The organism is Vibrio sp. Vb1554, from assembly GCF_033344235.1.
The window spans coordinates 270578-289985 of record NZ_JAWPOJ010000002.1 but is presented as its reverse complement, the minus strand read 5'-3'; the positions used below and the strand labels follow the sequence as shown (position 1 = coordinate 289985).

General features: G+C 43.0%; 22 protein-coding genes, 1 pseudogene and 2 riboswitches. Of the genes and pseudogenes, 3 read left to right on the top strand and 20 right to left on the bottom strand.

What is annotated here, in order from left to right:
- Window positions 1–59: 59 nt before the first annotated feature.
- The 4 genes from R8N28_RS03210 to R8N28_RS03195 all read right to left on the bottom strand — a co-directional run bounded on the left by R8N28_RS03210 (window position 60) and on the right by R8N28_RS03195 (window position 2354).
- Entirely contained in the window at window positions 60–1076 is a 1017-nt protein-coding gene (locus tag R8N28_RS03210) for an adenosine deaminase (protein WP_017819853.1), read from the bottom strand.
- Between the two features lie 89 nt (window positions 1077–1165).
- Window positions 1166–1265, bottom strand: a riboswitch (purine riboswitch).
- A 238-nt stretch (window positions 1266–1503) separates the two neighbouring features.
- Window positions 1504–1644: a PA3496 family putative envelope integrity protein gene (locus tag R8N28_RS03205; RefSeq protein ID WP_017633782.1), complete on the bottom strand. Its 141-nt coding sequence runs from the start codon at window positions 1642–1644 to the stop codon at window positions 1504–1506.
- Window positions 1645–1694: 50 nt separating this feature from the next.
- A complete protein-coding gene (locus tag R8N28_RS03200) occupies window positions 1695–1904 on the bottom strand; it encodes a hypothetical protein (RefSeq protein ID WP_005373692.1) in 210 nt (69 codons plus the stop codon).
- A gap of 240 nt (window positions 1905–2144) precedes the next feature.
- Window positions 2145–2354, bottom strand: a complete 210-nt coding sequence (locus R8N28_RS03195) for a cold-shock protein (protein WP_005373691.1) — start codon at window positions 2352–2354, stop codon at window positions 2145–2147.
- A gap of 401 nt (window positions 2355–2755) precedes the next feature.
- Here R8N28_RS03195 and R8N28_RS03190 point away from each other — a divergent pair, with 401 nt between their 5' ends.
- On the top strand, window positions 2756–3604 hold the full coding sequence (locus tag R8N28_RS03190; protein ID WP_065275170.1) for a pirin family protein: 849 nt from the start codon (window positions 2756–2758) through the stop codon (window positions 3602–3604).
- Between the two features lie 142 nt (window positions 3605–3746).
- Here the strand turns inward: R8N28_RS03190 and R8N28_RS03185 are convergent, their stop codons facing one another.
- From R8N28_RS03185 to R8N28_RS03140, 10 genes and pseudogenes are all read right to left on the bottom strand, one after another.
- A complete protein-coding gene (locus R8N28_RS03185) occupies window positions 3747–4595 on the bottom strand; it encodes a patatin family protein (RefSeq protein ID WP_025767954.1) in 849 nt (282 codons plus the stop codon).
- A 253-nt stretch (window positions 4596–4848) separates the two neighbouring features.
- Window positions 4849–5187, bottom strand: a complete 339-nt coding sequence (locus R8N28_RS03180) for a hypothetical protein (protein WP_017635147.1) — start codon at window positions 5185–5187, stop codon at window positions 4849–4851.
- A 691-nt stretch (window positions 5188–5878) separates the two neighbouring features.
- Window positions 5879–6310 (bottom strand): YccF domain-containing protein, encoded by a 432-nt coding sequence (locus R8N28_RS03175; RefSeq protein WP_005373685.1) that lies wholly within the window; start codon window positions 6308–6310, stop codon window positions 5879–5881.
- A gap of 218 nt (window positions 6311–6528) precedes the next feature.
- On the bottom strand, window positions 6529–7461 hold the full coding sequence (locus R8N28_RS03170; RefSeq protein ID WP_065275171.1) for a Gfo/Idh/MocA family protein: 933 nt from the start codon (window positions 7459–7461) through the stop codon (window positions 6529–6531).
- 123 nt (window positions 7462–7584) lie between these two features.
- Window positions 7585–9239, bottom strand: a pseudogene (locus tag R8N28_RS03165) (phosphoethanolamine transferase).
- 21 nt (window positions 9240–9260) lie between these two features.
- Window positions 9261–9617, bottom strand: a complete 357-nt coding sequence (locus R8N28_RS03160; protein WP_017635149.1) for a diacylglycerol kinase — start codon at window positions 9615–9617, stop codon at window positions 9261–9263.
- A 127-nt stretch (window positions 9618–9744) separates the two neighbouring features.
- On the bottom strand, window positions 9745–10137 hold the full coding sequence (locus R8N28_RS03155; RefSeq protein WP_005385575.1) for a hypothetical protein: 393 nt from the start codon (window positions 10135–10137) through the stop codon (window positions 9745–9747).
- Between the two features lie 119 nt (window positions 10138–10256).
- Window positions 10257–11555: an ATP-binding protein gene (locus tag R8N28_RS03150; RefSeq protein WP_005373675.1), complete on the bottom strand. Its 1299-nt coding sequence runs from the start codon at window positions 11553–11555 to the stop codon at window positions 10257–10259.
- Window positions 11555–12268, bottom strand: coding sequence for a response regulator (locus tag R8N28_RS03145; protein ID WP_005373673.1), 714 nt, complete (start codon window positions 12266–12268; stop codon window positions 11555–11557). Before R8N28_RS03145 ends, R8N28_RS03150 begins: the two co-directional genes overlap by 1 nt.
- A gap of 213 nt (window positions 12269–12481) precedes the next feature.
- Window positions 12482–12778, bottom strand: coding sequence for an isoamylase early set domain-containing protein (locus R8N28_RS03140; protein WP_005373671.1), 297 nt, complete (start codon window positions 12776–12778; stop codon window positions 12482–12484).
- 278 nt (window positions 12779–13056) lie between these two features.
- Here R8N28_RS03140 and R8N28_RS03135 point away from each other — a divergent pair, with 278 nt between their 5' ends.
- Together R8N28_RS03135 and R8N28_RS03130 are read left to right on the top strand one after the other, a co-directional pair.
- The gene (locus R8N28_RS03135; RefSeq protein WP_065275172.1) at window positions 13057–13437 is read left to right on the top strand and encodes a hypothetical protein; all 381 of its coding nucleotides are present in this window, start codon (window positions 13057–13059) and stop codon (window positions 13435–13437) included.
- Window positions 13438–13520: 83 nt separating this feature from the next.
- Window positions 13521–14120 carry a thiol:disulfide interchange protein DsbA/DsbL gene (locus R8N28_RS03130; RefSeq protein ID WP_005373667.1) on the top strand — a complete coding sequence of 200 codons (600 nt, stop codon included), beginning with the start codon at window positions 13521–13523 and terminating at the stop codon, window positions 14118–14120.
- A gap of 70 nt (window positions 14121–14190) precedes the next feature.
- Here the strand turns inward: R8N28_RS03130 and R8N28_RS03125 are convergent, their stop codons facing one another.
- The 6 genes from R8N28_RS03125 to R8N28_RS03100 form a co-directional block, all read right to left on the bottom strand.
- The gene (locus R8N28_RS03125; protein ID WP_005373664.1) at window positions 14191–14436 is read right to left on the bottom strand and encodes a hypothetical protein; all 246 of its coding nucleotides are present in this window, start codon (window positions 14434–14436) and stop codon (window positions 14191–14193) included.
- 153 nt (window positions 14437–14589) lie between these two features.
- Entirely contained in the window at window positions 14590–15033 is a 444-nt protein-coding gene (locus tag R8N28_RS03120; RefSeq protein ID WP_005396352.1) for a DUF3429 domain-containing protein, read from the bottom strand.
- A 10-nt stretch (window positions 15034–15043) separates the two neighbouring features.
- Entirely contained in the window at window positions 15044–15589 is a 546-nt protein-coding gene (locus R8N28_RS03115; protein WP_005373657.1) for a glutathione peroxidase, read from the bottom strand.
- 104 nt (window positions 15590–15693) lie between these two features.
- The gene (gene ribB, locus R8N28_RS03110; protein ID WP_005373655.1) at window positions 15694–16350 is read right to left on the bottom strand and encodes a 3,4-dihydroxy-2-butanone-4-phosphate synthase; all 657 of its coding nucleotides are present in this window, start codon (window positions 16348–16350) and stop codon (window positions 15694–15696) included.
- Between the two features lie 113 nt (window positions 16351–16463).
- Window positions 16464–16604, bottom strand: a riboswitch (FMN riboswitch).
- 104 nt (window positions 16605–16708) lie between these two features.
- On the bottom strand, window positions 16709–17326 hold the full coding sequence (locus R8N28_RS03105; protein ID WP_005373653.1) for a hypothetical protein: 618 nt from the start codon (window positions 17324–17326) through the stop codon (window positions 16709–16711).
- 117 nt (window positions 17327–17443) lie between these two features.
- Window positions 17444–19297, bottom strand: a complete 1854-nt coding sequence (locus tag R8N28_RS03100) for an MFS transporter (RefSeq protein WP_262635371.1) — start codon at window positions 19295–19297, stop codon at window positions 17444–17446.
- Window positions 19298–19408: the final 111 nt, after the last annotated feature.

Sequence of the window (19408 nt, the reverse complement as noted above, 5' to 3'; positions counted from 1 at the left end):
AGAGTCTTTGTAGGGTTTTAATACCTACGCGTTTGACCTAAGGCGTGGTACTGATGCCTTTATTGCAACGCTTCGTGCTGGTTTACGTATTGGCTAACAAGGTGACGATATTTCGCCTTTAACTCGTTATCGATAAAGCTGGCATCAATCGCGTTCATTGTAAATTGGGCAAGTTCACTCTTACTCATTGGATGTGCGTTGTTGACGGCCAGAAAGTTATCCGTCATGTAGCCACCAAAGTACACAGGATCGTCTGAGTTAATCGTTACGGCGACACCTTTTCGTAGCAAATCCACAATATTGTGATCTTTCATATCGTCGAATACACATAGCTTAAGATTCGATAACGGACACACTGTCAGTGGCATTTGGCTTTCGATTAAGGATTCAACTAATGCTTCATCATCAACACAGCGAACACCGTGATCCACGCGGCTCACGTAAAGCATTTCAATTGCATCGCTAATATTTTGTGCGGGGCCTTCTTCACCTGCGTGAGCAACGGTAAGTAAGCCTTCTTCTACTGCTTGTTTAAATACGCGCTTGAATTTAGCTGGCGGATGACCTTGTTCTGAAGAATCTAGCCCAACACCAATGATCTTATCACGGTGTTTCAGAATAGCCTGCAGGGTCTCTATGGCGCTCTCTTCTGAAAGGTGACGGAGAAAACACGCAATAATTTGCGAAGTAATGCCAAGTTTTTCGTGACCATCTTTTAGCGCACGAGCGATTCCATTGATAACAGTGTCAAAGTCTATGCCGCGTTCTGTGTGTGTTTGAGGGTCAAAAAAGATTTCGGTATGAATAACGTTGTCTTCTTTACAGTGCAGTAAGTATTCCCAAGTGAGATCGTAAAAATCTTGCTCCGTACGCAGAACTCCCGCTCCCTGGTAATAGAGGTCGAGAAATGATTGTAAGTCTGTGAACTGATATGCGCTGCGTAGTTCACTCGGAGAAGAGTAAGGGATCTCGATGCCGTTTCGTTTTGCTAATTTGAATAAGAGTTCCGGCTCAAGTGAACCTTCGATATGTAAGTGCAGCTCTACTTTTGGAAGACCTTGAATAAATGCGTTCATATTCCACCTTATGTGTATTGTGGATGCAGTTACTCTAAGAATAGGTATAGATAGAAATAAATCGAACGCTATCACAAAGAGTAAGACCCACGATGATCTCAACTCTTCGTAATCAGCACTTTGCGGGAACTGGTAGAGACCCCCAAACCATATCATTGGGGTTATACGAAGCAAACGAGAGGGATTATACGCAAAAATATCGCTTTGGCTATACGCAAATAACCTAACTGTCATTAGTCACGGGTTTTCCTGTGAGCGAAACGACTATTTGCAAGTCCACTTGAGTATAGAGGAGCCAGTTGTTTTTGCGTGTGTGAGAGGCACGTGTAATTAGAAGAGTCGTCTAAAAGAGTGGAGATTCGTTTGAGCAAAGGTAGGTGGCGGTACCTTGCACAACGATAAAGGCAGAGAAAGCACTAGAGAGCATTTATAGATCGAATAACTTATCAAATTCTCTTTGTTCCATGATGTCTTCTATGCGGCGTCGAGTTTTCTGCTTTACCGCCGCCGCGTTTTGTTCAGACTCTTTTTTGTCTTTTTCTGACTGCTTCTTACTTTTTCTAGCCATTGGATACCTTCCAAATTAGTTGCATTATCCATTAATGCATGAAAACTGAATCAGTTAACAGTAAAACTTCCTAACTTTGAACCTGAATCACAGAGAATAGTTCCAGATTGCGTTTTCTCACAATATTCAAAATCGATCATGAAGCTATGAGAAAGAAGTTTCGGTAATACGTGCCTTCGTAAAATATCACCATTTAATTGATGTATTTTAGCGTTCCAAGAGGTTTGAGGTTGTTCTAAATTAAATTCAATTTCTAACATTTATTCTCCTGTTTTTTAGTGATTTTCTCATTGTTAAGTAATTGATACCAATGCCTTTGACGGCCAGTTCTTTTTGAGGACATGATTTTTCCTATAAATAATAAATTAAGCAGTACTATTCAGTTTATTTTAGATAGCACAAAGCAATGCCTAAAATTAGGCTGAGTGATTGATGAAAGAATATTTTTGAAGGAGAGAGGTTTGGTGCAGCATGGGCATGCTACACCAAGAAAAGCAGTCTTATAGAGGAGTTACTTCAGTCGCTTGAGGACCTTTTTTACCTTGCTCTACATTGAAGCTTACTTTCTGACCTTCAGTCAGTGTTTTGAAACCGTCAGAAACGATAGCGTTAAAGTGTACGAATACATCTTGGCCGCCGTTGTCTTGAGATAGAAAACCGAAGCCTTTAGTTTCGTTAAACCATTTTACTGAACCAGTTACTTTAGACATAAAAATACCTTTGAATTAAACATTAAAATTATGATTTGTTTTGTGGATCTTTTCTAAGCTATTGAATGTTCAATCAAGAGGAAGTTGTACGCAGGTGTCTGAATTGGGGATTCAAGATTTTACTGAGAGGAAACTTAAACTAAATGTTGCATTAACAGCTCTCTTCTAAGAGCCAAGGCACACTATACACCTTGTTTAGAAAATAGCTACATTTATTTTAGATAAATTAAATGTGCTCATTATTAACTCGATAAATTGTATTGTTCGAAAAAGTTGAATAAGTAGAACGAATAGTATGGCTCATAATTTTAGCTCATCAACCTAAAATAGAACCTTATCGATAGCCATAGATTGAACATGCGATTTGCAAGCGGTCACAAAGATAAACTAGGAGAACTAGTATGAGTACATTCAGAGAAATTCGTCAGCTTATTCCTGCGCAACCTACTGCTGATGGTGATGGAGTGAAAATTCGCCGTGTAGCGGGTTTCAATCATGCTAGCTTTTCTCCATTTTTGATGATGGATGAACTCAAATCAGAAGACCGCGCTGACTATATCGGCGGTTTCCCTCCGCATCCGCACCGCGGTATCGAGACGCTTACTTATATGTTGAAAGGTCATTTCCAGCATCGTGATCATATGGATAATGTTGGCGAGCTTCGTTCCGGTGGTGCACAGTGGATGGCGGCAGGAAGAGGCGTCATCCATAGCGAAATGCCTATTATGAAGGAAGGCGAACTGCATGGTTTCCAAATTTGGATTAACCAGCCTGCGAAAAATAAGATGCAGCCAGCTCAATATCATGACTTTCAACCTGAAACGATCACTGAGTTTGATACTCCGAATACGGGGGTTGTACGTTTGATTGCGGGTCATATGACTATAAACAACGAACGAATTCAGGGGCCGCTAACAGAGACAGGTGTTGCTGCCACGGTAGCCGATTGGAGAGCGATGGGTGGTCAAGCTTTGAATTTGGACACGGAGCAAGACAACAACATGATGCTCTATGTCTATAAAGGTCGTATTCAATTAAAAGGTCGTGAGATCAATCAAGGCGAAATGGCCATTTTATCGAAAGGTGAATGGGTTGAATTGCAGGCCGAAAAAGAGAGTGGTGCACTGATCTTTATTGGTGAGCCAATTAATGAACCCGTGGTGCATTATGGCCCTTTTGTCATGAATAGCATGGAAGAGATAGAACAAGCCATCCAAGATTACAACTCTGGGTTGTTTGAAACTTACTAGTTTGGACTGCCTACTCGCTTTTTCAGTTAGCGAGCAAATTAAAACAGTTTTGAGCCTGAATATTGGGCTCGACCAGAAGCAAATACGATAATCCACTGCCATCGAATTTGCGTTAGCCACGTTTAATCCACGTGGCTTTTTTCTACTTCTGACTCCATCGTATGATGGCTTCCTTTCCTGCTTCAATTCCTAACTCATAAGCATGACGCAGTGGTGCTGGCGATCGACTCAGCCGTTTCAACTTGAATGTTTCAGGAGGACACACTTGAATGATTTCGATACCAGGTGGTGGGTTGTTGATCAGCGCTAAGGTCTGATTGTAGCGAACTTCACGTGTCAACATAGGTTCAATTAATCCGGGCGTTTCTTTCAACATCCTCCTAGTTAGGGCGCTGAATTTTCCTCTTGGCTTTTGATAGCTTGCGGGCTGACTGCGTAAAACCATAATCTTTTTGGCTCCTCGCTTTATTGCTTCTGCAACAGGAAGTGCGTCTGAGACGCCACCATCAACGTATTGAATTCCGTTCAGTGATACGCCATTTCGGTAAAGTACAGGCAGTGCGCTGCTGGCTTTCATTGTTTCTGCCAAGTCGTCGATATCAGGAAGGTGGTACTCCGCTTGCCCATTGTCTTGACGCGTCACGCCTAAAAAGAAAGGTCGTGAATCAGCTTTGAGCGCAGATTTATCGATGCCAAGTTCTTCGAGGGTGACATTCCACATCCAGTCTAAGTTCATCATATCACCACCACGTAGAAGTTGAGATGGAGAGATAAATTCTTTTCTTAAGCTGTAATCGAGGTAGATTTTTAAGTTACGTCCGGGCATTTTAGCTAAGTAGGCAGCCAAGTTGCTAGCACCCGCAGACACTCCCCAAAAGCTATCAAATGGAGAGAACTCGCTAGCAAGAAAATGATCGAGTATGCCGCATGAAAATACGCCTCGCATGGCTCCACCTTCGACAATCAATGCTCGAGAGCCTACTTTTTCCATCACTTCGCTCCACTCTTTATCAATCGGATAATAGCGTGCAGCTTAACGCATAATGGTTTTATACCCAAGTGGGCCAAAGGTCTAGGTTGCGTTCCTTTGAATAAAAAGGGCATCGATGGATGCCCTTGTCACTTTTAGCCTATGGAATTGCGGGTAATTGAGTCGCTAATTTAGTGAAGGAGAGCCGACTAGCCCCCTTACATAGAGCCATACCTGTAGTCCCATACTGATCGTTGTTGGAATAGTTTGATGATCACTTGTTAAATAGGCATACAAACACTATCCAGAGCGTTGTAAGCAAAAGTAATGGGGTGAATACTTTCTGGATAGAAGCGCCATCCGTTAAATTGTAAATTTTGATGGATTCATTATAAAACGCTCGTTTGAATTCTTTGAAGCTAATGTCGCTCTTCGCATGCGACTGTTCATAGTGCTGGTGCGCTGCGTCCGATAGTTGGTATTCCAAGTCTTGGAGCTCGTACTCCTTGTTAAAAAACGCATCCCAAGCCGAAAGGCGGGCTATCGTTTTAGGAGATGGATCCCCATTTAGTTTCTCTAGACGCTTAGCATAAGCTGCTTGATATTTATCCACGGTATATTCCTGTCTGAATAGACGTTGAGTTAGAACATATGTAAAAAGAAAAATAAGTAATAAAAGGTTTTTTACGTTCTATACCTGTGATAAATGCTAAAAAGTTCAATGCTCTAGCACTCCGATGTCGCAAATGATATTGATGGAATTGCTCTGCGACAAATAAAATAATTACTCTAGATAACAACGAATTTTTGTTGTTTTTTAAAAAAACTGATCATGAGATTGAGTGGGGAGTTTTACCGAGAAGAATTTCGCTACTGTAACTGTCTATATTTACTCAAAAAGAGAAAATCTTAGAAGCTTTCTTTGATTGATGTGAGATATTTTAGGTCGAAAAGCATTAATTTTGGCTATGCTTATAGTTCGTCTTTTTTGTTGTTGAACTCTACTTCGAGGGGGAAAGAACCCATATTTCGAGCATAGGATAGCTCGCTTTTTCGTTACGTCGTTCTTGGAGTTTGAATCAGTGACGACGCTATGAGTCTAGCATCTTGAACTCACTTGGGTGTATTGATTAATTATAAAAGTAAAGCAGTGCTGAGCTAGGATAAACTTCAACGTAAAGGTGACGGTATGAATATACAATCAGCCATTATTGAATATGCGATAGCGATTATAGGCTTACTTTTGACGGGCGTTACCCTCTGAGCATGACTGCCCAGAGGATAGAAAGCGCATTAGCTTTTTGCTAACGATTGATGTTGTATCGAGCCATTGCAGCCTCTTCTGACGATACAACCGTTTTACCAATTGGTGCGAGTGAAATAACCGCTAGCTTGAGGTGTTGGAGCGCAAACGGAATGCCGATTATGGTGACAAAGCATGCTGCGGCAGAAAGTACGTGACCGATAGCTAACCAAAGGCCTGCAAATACAAACCAAAGGACGTTACCAATAACGCCGAGCGGACTCGTGCCAATGTCCATTTCATTGGTCAATTCATCGCGTGAGATGGCCTCTTTACCGAATGGGAAAAAGGAAAAATTACCCATAACGATACACGCACGCCCCCAAGGTATTCCGATGATGCTAATAAAGGCCAAAATACCAAAAAACCACCATAGCAACCCCATAAATACGCCACCAAATACAAACCAAATGATGTTACCAAGTGTTCTCATTCTATTTCCTTTATTCTTGAATGTGATGATTCAGATACCTGAGAGCAGTGTAAAACAAATCTAAACCGTCTGTTTTGTCGATGTGTGCTTCCGTGCCCTCATTCACCTGATTGATAGAATAATCGCCGTAGTCTTAACAGAGAATGAATGCCTTCCCTAAGGCAAGTCTTTTTAGTATAGAGCGTAATACTCAATCAAGCATATAGCCAAGAATCGCATTATCTAGAGACAACTTTCTCGAGATATTGACAAATTTGCTCTGCCAATCGATGGCTGGCAATGTTGCGTGTTACTACTTCATCAGCAATATTTCCAGACTCAACGACGCCAAACCAATCGAGCAACATCGAATGGAAACCTTTACTCGTCAGCATTGGCGTCCAGTCTTTCAAATTGATTTTTTGCTCTTGGTTAGATTGCCATAGTTTGCCTTCAACGAAGGAGTCGAACTCCACTGCTTTGTTTGCATAACAAGCTTGAACGCGCTCTGTAGTGATACCGAAGTGGCGATTCATCGAGGCGTGGAGCAAAGTATCTCCATGTTGCCACTGAATATCTAAACGCGCCAACTGACCACCTTCAAGTTGATGAGTTACATAAGCATCTTTTAGATCGGCTTTGGCTGTGACGTTAACGCTGTCTAATGGGTGAATAAAATCATCAAATATAAAGGTACGAACATCCCCCGGTAGTTGGTGACGGTTCTTTTCCCAGCGTAACGACTTTAAGTCAGATATGTTGCCTTGCTGCACTTGTGGCATATGTTGGTTGTAAAGTGGAATGTGACGACGGTTAAAGCCCACATAGAGTGGCTGTCTCTCTTTTTCGGCAATGTCGTACAGCTTTTCCACGTCATCAGCACTATTCGCTAATGGTTTGTCGACAAAGGTTGGAATTCCATGCTGCAGAAAAAATGCCGCTATTTGAGGGTGTACGCTTGTTGCCGCATGAATCATGACGGCATCGATGCCAAAGTGCAGAAGTTGCTGGTAGTCTTGGCAGATCTCTGAGATTCGATACTGCTTAGCCAGGCTCTCAAGTGTGTTTGGGTTGCGGGTACAAAATACAAGTTCGATATTTGGAAGCTGAGTGATAACAGGAAGGTATGCTTTCTGAGCGATATCCCCTAGACCAATAATACCAATTTTCATCCTAGTCCTTATCTCGATGTATGGATCGCGGACTGTCAGTATAACGCTTGGCGCGGCGATTAGTTTAAATACCTTGTTAGAAAAAGCCTGATTCACACTTTGAGCCAGGCTTTATTGAATGATTTAGGAAACGGCTCGGCAGGCTTTGAATATATCTAACTTGCTATCGTAGGCTTGAGTTTGTACATCCATAATGCCAATAAAGAGTGGAACACGTTATCATGTGAGTATTGGCCTGCATTCTGTGCTTGTTTATACAAACAGTCGGTATTGATCTGCTTCGCTTGTTTAAAGCCCGAAGACAGCCACATAATCAAAGGAACGCGTTTTTGGAAATCTGGTGCAAGGCCATAAGGCATACCATGTAAGAACAATCCGTTTTCGCCTAGTGACTCACCGTGATCCGATATGTAAATTAGCGCGGTATTATACTCAGACTCTAACGCTTTAAGTTTTTTGATGGTTTCTGCCAATACAAGATCGGTGTAGCGTATTGTATTGTCATATGTGTTCACTATTTGCTCGATGCTACAGTTTTCGATATCTGCACGTGGACAGTCTGGTTTAAAGAAGGCGTTGTCTCTTGGGTAACGCTGAAAATAGGTCGGACCGTGGCTTCCTATAAGGTGCATGGCGACCACTCGGTTACCGTGCATATCCGCGACTTCCTGATCAAAATGATCTAATAGCGCCATGTCGTAACAAGTTTGGCCATTACACATAGGGCTTACTTGCTTTCGATCCACTTCAATTTTCTTGATCTTGTGGGCTACTTCTTTATCCCCACCGTCATTTTCTTTCCAAATGAGGTCAACCCCAGCGCGCAGCATTATATCGAGAGCATTGTCCTGGTTATCCGCTTTGGTGCGTTCAAACTCGTTTCGCGTGAGCTGTGAAAACATACAAGGCACAGATACAGCAGTCGCGGTGCCACAAGATGCGACGTCTTGAAATGAGATAACATCCAATTTACTAGTATAAGGATTTGTCTCTCGTGTATAGCCATTGAGTTGGTAGTTCTGCGTTCGAGCGGTTTCTCCTACGACAAAAACCAGTAGTGTAGGTTTGCGCTGTGCTTGCTGTACGGCGCTATCTGACTGCTTTGCATCTGTGCCGATTTCTCGATATGGCTCTGGCGTGGTGAAATATTTCTCCTTCACATACCCGGTCGCGCTGTAAACGAACTGGGTGGGTATGATGATTTTTTTTAGGTGGCTATTGTTGCGCCCTACAGATGCGTAGTCTTGATAGTACACGCTGGCAATGACGGCGATGACAGCTAGCGACGACAGCATCGATACTAATTTGGTAACAGAGAAGTACAGTAATTGGTGACGTTGAGATTGCAGCTTGACCTTAAAGACAATGATCGCTGGGATAACTCCCATAATCAGCGTCCAAATTACAGAGTGAGCACTCAGGTAAGAACTCGCCTCGCTCGAATCGGTTTCAACAATATTGGCAATCATTCCAGAATCGAAAAGTGTGCCATAGTTATAGCTTGCGTAGCTCACCATACTTGAAACAATGATTAAAATTATAAAGAACGGCTTGCCGATCCAAGGCCAACTAAATAAATTAAAAAGGAAATTGAGCGCGGCAAGAAAGAAAATTGGTATTGTGATAATAAATCCAATCTTGACATTATCTAAGTGTGTAAAGATGCCGATCAGTTCTTTATAAATAGGGATATTTACGACGAGAGCGAAATACAGCGCCAACAGGAAAGTAAAGGTAACGTAAGAGATACCTCTCTGTTGTAAATCATGTGTCTTCATAATGAGTGTCTTGAATAAAAATTAGAGCAAGAACGAAGCCCAAATAAAAAGGGCAAGAGTTAACGCAACAAATACTGCTGCTGAGCCAATATCTTTGGCTCTACCACTGAGCTCGTGCCAGTCATCGCTAACACGGTCGACAACCGCTTCTACGGCGGAATTAATGAGTTCGACGATCAATACCAAGAACAGGCTACTGATCATCAGCACTCTTTCGTATGTGGTGACAGGAAGGAAAAAAGCACAGACGGAAAGTACCAAGGCGAGAATCAATTCTTGTCTAAAAGCGGCTTCGTGTGTCCATGCGGCTTTCAATCCTTGAAATGAATAGCCGGTCGCATCCATGACACGGCGTATACCTGTTTTACCTGGCTTCAAAATATGACCTTACTATTTAAGCATTGGGATGGAACACATATCCCAGAGAGGTAACGAGATTAATCGTTACAGCGTGAAACATTTGTGAATAGAATCCATCGCGCGATAATTTAAGAAAAGTGCTTATTTAATCAAGATCGTAGACGGTATAGCCTTTGTGCTGGAGACATTTACGCAATACGAGAGATTGGGTTTTGGTTGAATCATTTGTTCCACTCAAAGCACCAGCTCCAGCTCCTACAGCTCCGCCGGCAGCAGCACCGACAGCCGCTCCACCTAATCCGTCTTCTAGCGCACCAGCAGCTGCGCCGATCAATGCGCCTGTAACTGCCCCATTAGTGGCTTCAGATTTCGCTGCCTCTGATTTGTCGACATTTTCTGCATAGCCTTGGCAGTAAAGAAAGTCTTGTTCATATGTACTAGGGTCAACATTGGTCATGTCGACGACAGGTTTTTGGTTGTAGGCGCAAGCTGTAAGCGTAGAAGTAAGCGCCATAATCAGGATAAAAGATTTATACATGAGTACTATCCATTTAGTGTGTGAATCTTATGGATTAAATGTACACTGTTTTATTGTTGGGCTCTGTCGCTTGAGTGTATTGAAGTGTCGTCTTCTGTAAACGGGGTAGGAAGGTTAAGTTAACTGTCTGATTTTTTGAGGCTAAGTGTGAAGCAAGCTCCTCCAAGTGGGCTATGGCAAATCGAAACTTCTCCACGTTGAAGCTCCATTATCTGTCTGACAATCGCCAAACCGAGCCCAAACCCGCTCGTCTTTTTGTTGCGAGATTCATCCGCGCTGTAAAATGGTTCGAATAGATGAGGCCAATGCTTTTCTTCAATACCTATGCCATCATCATGAACATTGATGAAGCAGCGGTGCTGATCGTGTTTTATCTCTACTAAAATCTGCTTATCTGCGTACCGCATTGCATTGCGCAGCAAGTTATCTAAGGCTCGCTTTAACAATTTTGGGTCAGCAAACGCAAGAACGTTTTCTGAGTTTACTTCTTGAAGCGAGATAGCGAGCGTAGTCTCTTTTTGCCATCTCTGTCGTAACTCTTTGACTAAGTTGAATAGGACGACTTCTTCTTGAGTTTGTAATGCTGTGTCAGGACGCTCCATCTTTGCGTAGTAAAGCAATTCTTCAACCATTTCTTCCATCTCGTCAATGTCTTCGACGATACTGTAAACATACTTTTTCTGTTGTTCAGTTAAGGTTGAATCCGATAACAAATCTGCTTGCCATTGTAAGCGGAAGATTGGGGTACGCAATTCATGTGCAACGGCGTTAGTTAGCATTTTATTGCTAGTGATCAAGCGAGATACTTTATCGGCCATCGTGTTAAAGCTTTTGTTTAACGTCCCAACAGACTTAGCGCTTGAGGTACTAGCTCGAGCCTTGAAGTTACCTGAGGCAAACTCAACGGTCACTCTCTCTAGCTCTCGAATCCGACGGCTTAAGAACCAGATCAACAATATGCAATACAGAGCAAATCCAGCTAAAAAGAACAACCAAACGATATTGTCATCAAAGTTGGCTGCTTTAACCACAGGACTATTCGGATTATCGCTCATTTTAAAGATAGGCGTGCTCGCATCTAGGCGGAACCAGATATCCCTTTCTTCATCGTAAGCGACGTTAACGGAGGTATCACTTTCAAACGCCTTTTTGATGTCTGTTGGAAGCTCTTCAAGCGTATGAGGCACCAACAAACGATGGCTTGATGTGGCAAATTGTTCCAACTGTTGTTGAGTATATTCTAATCCGTGTTCTTTATAGATAGGGTAGATCAGATCGTGAAAAGCTTGCCCCTCATGCTCTTGTAATAGGTAGTCATAATCTGTGTTGATCTCATAAACTAAGAACTCGTATCCCCACAAGCTAGCCATAAACAGAATGATAAGGCCAACAAAGCTTTCCAGATAAATCCGTCTCATTATTCATTCCATGCATCAGGCATAAATAGGTAGCCTTTGCCGCGAACGGTAATGATTTTTTGTGGTGAGCAAGAAGCATCGCCTAGCTTCTTTCTCAGTGTCACTATGCGATTATCAATGGTGCGGTCTGTTCCATCGTATTCAATACCACGCAGTGTTTTGGTCAGCCACTCGCGTGATAGTGTTTTTTCAGCATGCGTTGCAAGAACCCACAACAAATCGAACTCGCCGTCTGTCAGCGCAATTTCTTCTTGGTTCATTACGCACGATTTACGCAATCGGTTTAAACACAGAACACCAATTTGTAGGCCGTTTTCGGACTCGGTAGGCGCCGCCTCTTTTCTTCTTAATAGCATGCGAATACGAGCCAGCAATACGCGAGGTTTGATGGGTTTAGTAACAAAGTCATCTGCGCCTATTTCTAATGCGGCGACATGATCGAAGTCATCATCACTTGCTGTCAGCATCAACACTTTGCCTTTGTAGCATTCTCGGATTTGACGACATACACTCAGACCATCTTGCCCGGGTAGCATCAAATCTAACAGCACCACGTCTGGTTGTGTGTCAATAATCGCATTGGGTGCGTCCGTCCCATTGTCGATACATTTGACCTGAAAACCTTGTTCAACAAAATACTCTCCCAACATAGTTTGTAATTTGGGATCGTCTTCCACAATGATTAGAGATGGTTTGATTTGTTGTGCGTTCATTTAAGTGATGTATACAATATTTAATATCAATGGAACTTAAACAAATTTACGAATTATTTCAAATAAAGCTTTCTCATAATAAGGTTATCGGATGAGTTAACTGGATAAAATTGCCAATTAATGATTTAAATCTAATCACCAATCACATTTCGAGAGATGTAAAAAGGCGCAACGTTTGCGCCTAGGTATGGAATCTTAAAGCGAAATTACCGCTTATTCGGTGGTACATACGACGCTGTTATCGCTGCCAAATGCATTTGGAACGTAAGCATCAGCTTGTGGATCATTTTCCCACTTTGCGTCATCGAGCAAGTAACGGAACTGAACATTCTGCGCTTTAGGTAAGCGGGTTTTAAATTTAAACTGACGACTTTTCTTCACTAATTTCATCGGTTCTGGTTGCCAGTTGTTGAAGTCTCCAGCAATTTGGACAGAGTCCCACTGATCTTTATCTAGCTCGAACGTGACTTCGACTTCATCTTTTGTCTTAAAGAATCTCTTTTTAAGCATTGATCTTTCCTTGTTCGTACAAAAACTGTTCTAACTATTACTCGTGTTTCATAATGATTTCAAGTTTTATCGAATTGTTGCTGGTATCTGATGAGGGGAGTATCCGAACGGTGAATAGTTCGTTGTGCTGGTTTCGTGTACTGAGGGATCGTTAGAGAGAAAATTCACTAGCCTAAAATGGTCAAAGAACAGAGTTTGTTAGCGAGCCGAGAGTCCGTATCTTGAAGTCAAACCGTTATCATGTATTATCTTAAATCACCATTTTCCTTGATGTAGCTATGTTGAAGTTGAACCGTACATTGTTGACTGCGATAGTTTGCTTAGTTGCTATGCTTTTGAGTAGTGTCGCTCCTGTGGCGCAGGCTTCCGCTCCGATGAAAACAATTGAAGTACGCGATCTTATTGTTCAACAGGCTGCTCTGCACAAACAACTTGGCGTCAATGACGACTGCGTAGAATCACATCACGATGAGTCAGCCATCAATAAGGCACAACAATCTCACACGAGTTGTAGCTCTTCCTGCATGGTCAAAATTCCCGCCAACTTATCTCAAAACGACTTACTGCTTCTTCCTTATAGCCTTGCCTTGGTTGGTAGGCCTCTAGTCGAAAAAGTAGTGACAGTGATCACCAAGCTTTATCGTCCTCCGATTGTTTAATTCCTCATCTCAAATTACTTGGGGTTTACCCCTTTTTACCAAATGAAATGATTTGGCATTTGAATGCCACAAGGAAATAAACAATGAAAAAACTACTTGCCTTATGTAGTGCACTTTTACTGACTTTTACCGCTCATGCAGCGCAATTTGAAGAAGGGAAGCACTACAAAGTTCTGGATGTAAAGAAAGCATCGAAACCTGTTGTGACGGAATTCTTTTCTTTTTATTGCCCACATTGCTACAAGTTTGAGTCGCTTATTGAGCGTTTAAAACCTGCTCTGCCAAAAGAGGCAAAGTTTGAAAAGGTGCATGTGGGGTTCATGGGCGGAGATATGGCGATTCCGATGGCCAAGTCCTACGCGACGATGGTGTCGCTAGGAGTTGAAGATACAATGATTCCTGCCATGTTTGCCCAAATTCATCAAAAGCGACAAGCGCCAAAAGACGAAGCTGAGCTGAAACAACTCTTCGTTGATAATGGCGTAGAAGGTAAGAAGTTTGATGCGGCGTACAACAGTTTCGCCGTAAACTCAATGCAGAAAGGTTTTGATAAGCAATTCTCTGCCAGCACGTTAAGAGGGGTTCCGGGTGTGGTTGTGAACAATAAATACATTGTTTTGGCCAACGAAATTCGTACTTACGACGAGTACAATCAATTAGTTAATTACTTATTGACGCTGTAACTGTAAATAGCATTGATGCTTAAAAATGGCGACGGTAGAGTCGCCATTTTTTATGCTTATCACACTCGTATTATCTAAGAACGCTTGTACATGCTTGAGTCGGAACACTAGTCATAAATATGGCATGCGGATAAAACAAGCTAGCAGCAGTGATTGCAACATTACATGGCTGAGCAATCGTGGTTTTAATCACATTGGTAAGCACGGCACCTGTATTATTTACTGTTTGAGCGGCGGCTTGTTGTGCCTGGTAAGACACGCAACCTGTCGTTGCATTGATCATCGCAGTGCTAAACAAAAGTTTGCGAAAAAACATATTCATATCCTTTGTGAATGCTTTGAATTACTTATATGTGGATTGATTCATAAATGAAACAAAACAGTGTTCAAAATATGTGTGCATTCACGAAATGAACATTGTTTTATAAAAAGACGTTTTTTTTGTGATCTTAGTACTGGACAGACCAGGTTATGAAACTAAGGCCAATCCGTGCATTACGATTACGCCGAAGGTCAGTTTGCTCCTCATTCCTTGATATCCCTTGGGCTCGGCGTCTTGTTCGACTTTCCTCACGAGCTTTTCTGCATACCAAACAGCAAGGTACCCAATTGCTAAGAGTAGGGTTGCGACTGCGTAATGTTTGTGGCCCTGCAGTAGTGCGCCCCAAGCTAGTAAGACAAAAAGGTTGCTGAGAATTAATATATTTCGGCTAAGGCGGTGGTAGTAATGCTCAATGCCATTACCCCAAAGGATGCCGGATAAAAAACTTAATATAACGGCGCTATATGCGATGAAAAATTGCTGACCACTTAAATTGAAGAGTGAGATGTCAGTGAAAATCAGCCCTAAACTAAACACAAATGGAACCAGGCCTAAGTAACCGAGTTGTAGCATGGTTGAGCGTGTTGTCATGGTCGTCACCTTACAATTGTTGCTCTATCATATTGGTAAGCGTAGTACTTGTCGGTGATGTGGAGCTTGGAAAAGTCGCAATAACTTTACCTTCAGAGCTAATTAGAAACTTGTAGAAGTTCCATTTTGGTTTTATGCCTGCTTGGTTGGTAATTTGGTTGAAGACTGGGTTCGCATCTACACCTAATACTGAAGAGCGAGCCATCATTGGAAAGGTGACCCCGTAATCGAGATAACAGACTTTCGCTGTGTTTGTTTCGCTTCCTCTATCTTGTCGAAAGTCATTGCTCGGGAAACCGATAACGGTGAAGTTTTGGTCTTTGTAAGTTTGATAGAGGGTTTCTAACTGTTCGAACTGAGGAGTGAAGCCGCACTGGCTTGCTGTATTGACGATTAGTAGTGTCTTTCCCTTAAAGCTTTCGCATAGATCGACTTCTTCCGTTGAGTTTAACAACCTTTGCTTACCTTGAAGAATATCAGGGCACTCAGATGCAAGAGCAAGCGAATTCATGGAGAGAAAGCTAACGAGAGCGGCGAAGTTCAGTAATCCTTTCATGGTGTTGTTCCCCTTGTTTTCAATAAGTATAATTACTTAAGTGCAAAGAGGATCGATCAAAAAAGCCGCACAAATGCGCGGCTTTTTCAAGAGCTGAGATCTGACTATGCCAGTTTCAACTCGAACTGGTTCAGGTACATTACCATGTCTTCAATCGTCAGTACCGGCATGTTGTGCAGGCGACCGAATGCTACGATCTCCGGTGCCTTTGCCATCGTGCCATCTGGATTGGTCACTTCACACAGTACGCCAGCGGGTTGAAGCCCTGCCATTTGCATCAGATCAATCGTACCTTCTGTGTGACCACGGCGAGTCATTACACCACCTGGACGTGCGCGCAGAGGGAATACGTGACCCGGGCGAGCAAGATCTTCCGGTTTTGCGTGCGGGTTTGCCGCCGTTTTAATGGTCGTTACGCGGTCTGCTGCTGAAACACCCGTTGTTACACCAACTTTCGCTTCAATAGAAACCGTAAATGCGGTTTGGTTTGCGCTGTTGTTGTTTACCACCATTGGAGGCAGTTCCAGTTTGTCTGCTTGAGCATCTGTTAAGCACAAACAAACGATGCCGCTACATTCGCGGATCATCAATGCCATTTGCTCGTTAGTGAGGTGCTCGACTGAATAAATGATATCGCCTTCGTTTTCGCGATCTTCATCATCAAGAAGCAGTACGCCACGGCCTTCTTTTAAAGCGATAAGTGCGTTTTCAACGCGAGTAATTGGGTCGCCGAATTCGGCAAGTAGTGATGACTGATTCATGGTTAACTCCTAAATTTCACCAGAATCAGGGCGGTATGAGAGATCGCCGTAAAATACGATCAAAAAGAAGTGCACCAGCATTCTTAGCGATCTGACTCGCTATGCTGGTGTATTCTTATTCTCTTTCATCCGGACTATAACCGTCGGCTCTGGCATCTCACCAGATCTGCTGACCTCGACGAATCGAGCGCTCGCGGGCTCACTTGAAAAAGTATACCGCCGGTGGGGAATTTCGCCCCGCCCTGAGAACAATTAAAAATGTACCACTTCATCCAAGTTGTGAAGAAGTGGAGCTAGGATAGTACTGCGAACTGAATAGCTTGGAAAGTCGATTCCATCTGTATGATGGAAAAGTGTGCTATCGACGGAAATAATCTGTGCGAATAAAGTGATCAATCTGCTGCGGCACGAAGGTGTTGTAAATCAGGCTCGTATGCGTTTGCTTCACTTCGATATGATCTTGCATACCGTCCAGTCTTGTCTCTTCTACGGTAACGGTACCGTCCGACATGGTGTTGTCATTACGGATCAACAATGGGCGAGCGCCAATCGGCATCGTTCCTGCGATACTGCCGAGTTTTTGAGGGAAATCCCAGGCGTCATCATGTTTGTTTAATCCGTGGTGTGGCGAATTGCCTAAAATTGCACCCAATCCGAGATCTTGAATTCGACCTACAATGGACGCGCCTTTAAGAGGCGAACCGATAGCGACAACATGAGAGATTAAGTTAGTACTCGGTTTTCTGTTGGCGAGATAGCGCTTAATCATCAAGCCTCCCAAGCTGTGTCCCACGAGCACGTTTGTGGTCAGTGGATTAAGCGAATGATCAATAGAATCAAACAGTGAAGACTCATCGATAGCAACAGTGTTATAGCTGAGTACTTGCGTTTCGTATCCGAGTTTTCTCAGCTTTTGGCTAAGAGGCTGCATGACCAGCCCATGCATATAAAGACCATGTAAGATGATGATTTTCATAATACCTCCTAGATTTATGACGTCGTAGGTATCCTACTCTAATTGACAAGAAACTACTTGTGCTTTGTGGTGCATATTTACGTTTTGCTGCAAAGTTTGACTGCTGTAGCAAGCGACTCAGCCCAGTAAATCCTGTACTTGTTGTTGCAATTGATGACGATTTAAAGACGCAGGACTTAACACTTCACCGATAACAACATCCACTTTTGACCAAAAACGAGTCGGTCGTTTTGTGAGAGCATGTCCGCCTTTGTGGCTGAAAAAAGAACCCCAAAGCCCTTTTAACGCCATAGGGATGACAGGAACAGGGTTACGTTCAAGGATTTTCTCTACACCAGGGCGAAACTCACCCAATTGACCGTTAGACGTTAAACGACCCTCAGGGAAGATACAGACAACCTCACCGTCGTAAAGTGCTTGTTCAATCTCCTCAAATGCTCGTCGGTAAGTGTCGGCACACTTACGTGGAGAACAGATCGGGATAACACCGGCATGACGGAATACATATTTAAGAACAGGTAGCTCGCTGATGGACTTGTCCATCACAAAACGAACCGGGCGAGTAGAGGTTCCCATCAAAATCAACGCATCGACATAGCTAACATGGTTAGCCACGATTAACACAGCACCTTGTTCAGGAATATGTTGACGCCCCTTTACAGACACACGATACATACAATGGCTGAGTAAATAACTGATAAAGCGTTGTGTGAATTCCGGTACTTGACGATAGACATAGACTGCCACGAAGAAGTTACCTATTGCCATCATGGCAAACAGTTCCACAATAGAAAGCTCTAGTACGCTGAGTACAACGATCGAAACCAAAGCAGACACCACCATAAACAATGCATTCATGATGTTGTTAGCAGCAATGGCACGTGCACATTCCCCTTTGTTTGAACGCGATTGGATGAACGCATAAAGAGGAACAATAAAGACACCGCCGCTTACACCAACAAGGAACAGGTCAATCATGACGCGCAGATGTTTGGATTCAGCAACGAAGCTTTGCACATCATAAAAGTGCACCGGAAGCGATGGATAACTCGGGACTGCCCATAGCAAGTCGACGCCAAACACTGTCAGTCCAAGGATACCGAATGGCAAAATACCAAGCTCAACGTGGTTGAAAGAGAGCTTTTCACACAACCAAGAGCCTGTCGCGATACCAATGGAAAACAATGCCAACAGTAAAGAAACGACAGTACTGTCTGCAAACAAATGTTCGCGTGCGAAGTTAGGGAATTGAGTTAGGTAAGTCGCACCCATGAACCAGAACCAACTGATGGCAAGAATAGACATCCAGATGCCTCTCTGCTTTTTTGCCACTTTTAACGTGTTCTTAAAACCAGAAATCGGCTCAAATTTCGCTTTGTCATTCGATTGGCTAGGCATCGCTGGAATATTCACGCTGCTCATGAACCCAAGCAAAGACAAGGCAATCACTACACAAGAAGCAATCAAGGTACCATTAGGAATGGATAGCAGCAGGCCTGCACTAAGCGTACCTATAAGAATCGAAAGGAACGTGCCCATTTCAACCCAAGCATTTCCTTTAACAAGCTCATTTGGTTTGAGCGCTTGTGGTAGTAAGGCGTATTTCACGGGGCCAAAATAGGCCGATTGAGTGCCTGTCATAAACAGCAGAACCAGCATCAGCATGGCACTTTGGGTGGCAATAGCGGTTGCTGCGCAAGACATGATAGCCAGCTCGATGAGCTTTAGACGTCGGATTAATTTGACTTTGTCCATGCTGTCAGCGACGGCACCAGCATGCGCTGAGAATAGAAAGAAAGGTAGGATGAATAAGCCTGCCGCCAAATTAACGAATAGATTGACGGATATTGGTAGGTTATCAATTTGGCTGTATGTGACCATCAATAACAGAACGTTTTTGTAGATGTTGTCATTGAGTGCGCCAAGGCATTGCGTCACAAAGTAAGGAAAAAAGCGTTTTGAGAAAAACATACGGGCCCCGATTAAACAAAGTCGAATGAGATGGGAGCACTTTATGCTCAATGAACGATTAAACCAGCTTTCTCTTTCAAGTGACGTTGTACGCCACCAAAAGTAACAAAA

Excerpts from the sequence above, each read along its gene's own strand:
- R8N28_RS03210 (WP_017819853.1), bottom strand. The coding sequence starts at position 1,076 with ATGAACGCATTTATTCAAGGTCTTCCAAAAGTAGAGCTGCACTTACAT.
- R8N28_RS03205 (WP_017633782.1), bottom strand. The coding sequence starts at position 1,644 with ATGGCTAGAAAAAGTAAGAAGCAGTCAGAAAAAGACAAAAAAGAGTCT.
- R8N28_RS03200 (WP_005373692.1), bottom strand. The coding sequence starts at position 1,904 with ATGTTAGAAATTGAATTTAATTTAGAACAACCTCAAACCTCTTGGAAC.
- R8N28_RS03195 (WP_005373691.1), bottom strand. The coding sequence starts at position 2,354 with ATGTCTAAAGTAACTGGTTCAGTAAAATGGTTTAACGAAACTAAAGGC.
- R8N28_RS03190 (WP_065275170.1), top strand. The coding sequence starts at position 2,756 with ATGAGTACATTCAGAGAAATTCGTCAGCTTATTCCTGCGCAACCTACT.
- R8N28_RS03185 (WP_025767954.1), bottom strand. The coding sequence starts at position 4,595 with ATGGAAAAAGTAGGCTCTCGAGCATTGATTGTCGAAGGTGGAGCCATG.
- R8N28_RS03175 (WP_005373685.1), bottom strand. The coding sequence starts at position 6,310 with ATGAGAACACTTGGTAACATCATTTGGTTTGTATTTGGTGGCGTATTT.
- R8N28_RS03170 (WP_065275171.1), bottom strand. The coding sequence starts at position 7,461 with ATGAAAATTGGTATTATTGGTCTAGGGGATATCGCTCAGAAAGCATAC.
- R8N28_RS03155 (WP_005385575.1), bottom strand. The coding sequence starts at position 10,137 with ATGTATAAATCTTTTATCCTGATTATGGCGCTTACTTCTACGCTTACA.
- R8N28_RS03150 (WP_005373675.1), bottom strand. The coding sequence starts at position 11,555 with ATGAGACGGATTTATCTGGAAAGCTTTGTTGGCCTTATCATTCTGTTT.
- R8N28_RS03145 (WP_005373673.1), bottom strand. The coding sequence starts at position 12,268 with ATGAACGCACAACAAATCAAACCATCTCTAATCATTGTGGAAGACGAT.
- R8N28_RS03140 (WP_005373671.1), bottom strand. The coding sequence starts at position 12,778 with ATGCTTAAAAAGAGATTCTTTAAGACAAAAGATGAAGTCGAAGTCACG.
- R8N28_RS03135 (WP_065275172.1), top strand. The coding sequence starts at position 13,057 with ATGTTGAAGTTGAACCGTACATTGTTGACTGCGATAGTTTGCTTAGTT.
- R8N28_RS03130 (WP_005373667.1), top strand. The coding sequence starts at position 13,521 with ATGAAAAAACTACTTGCCTTATGTAGTGCACTTTTACTGACTTTTACC.
- R8N28_RS03125 (WP_005373664.1), bottom strand. The coding sequence starts at position 14,436 with ATGTTTTTTCGCAAACTTTTGTTTAGCACTGCGATGATCAATGCAACG.
- R8N28_RS03120 (WP_005396352.1), bottom strand. The coding sequence starts at position 15,033 with ATGACAACACGCTCAACCATGCTACAACTCGGTTACTTAGGCCTGGTT.
- R8N28_RS03115 (WP_005373657.1), bottom strand. The coding sequence starts at position 15,589 with ATGAAAGGATTACTGAACTTCGCCGCTCTCGTTAGCTTTCTCTCCATG.
- ribB (WP_005373655.1), bottom strand. The coding sequence starts at position 16,350 with ATGAATCAGTCATCACTACTTGCCGAATTCGGCGACCCAATTACTCGC.
- R8N28_RS03105 (WP_005373653.1), bottom strand. The coding sequence starts at position 17,326 with ATGAAAATCATCATCTTACATGGTCTTTATATGCATGGGCTGGTCATG.
- R8N28_RS03100 (WP_262635371.1), bottom strand. The coding sequence starts at position 19,297 with ATGTTTTTCTCAAAACGCTTTTTTCCTTACTTTGTGACGCAATGCCTT.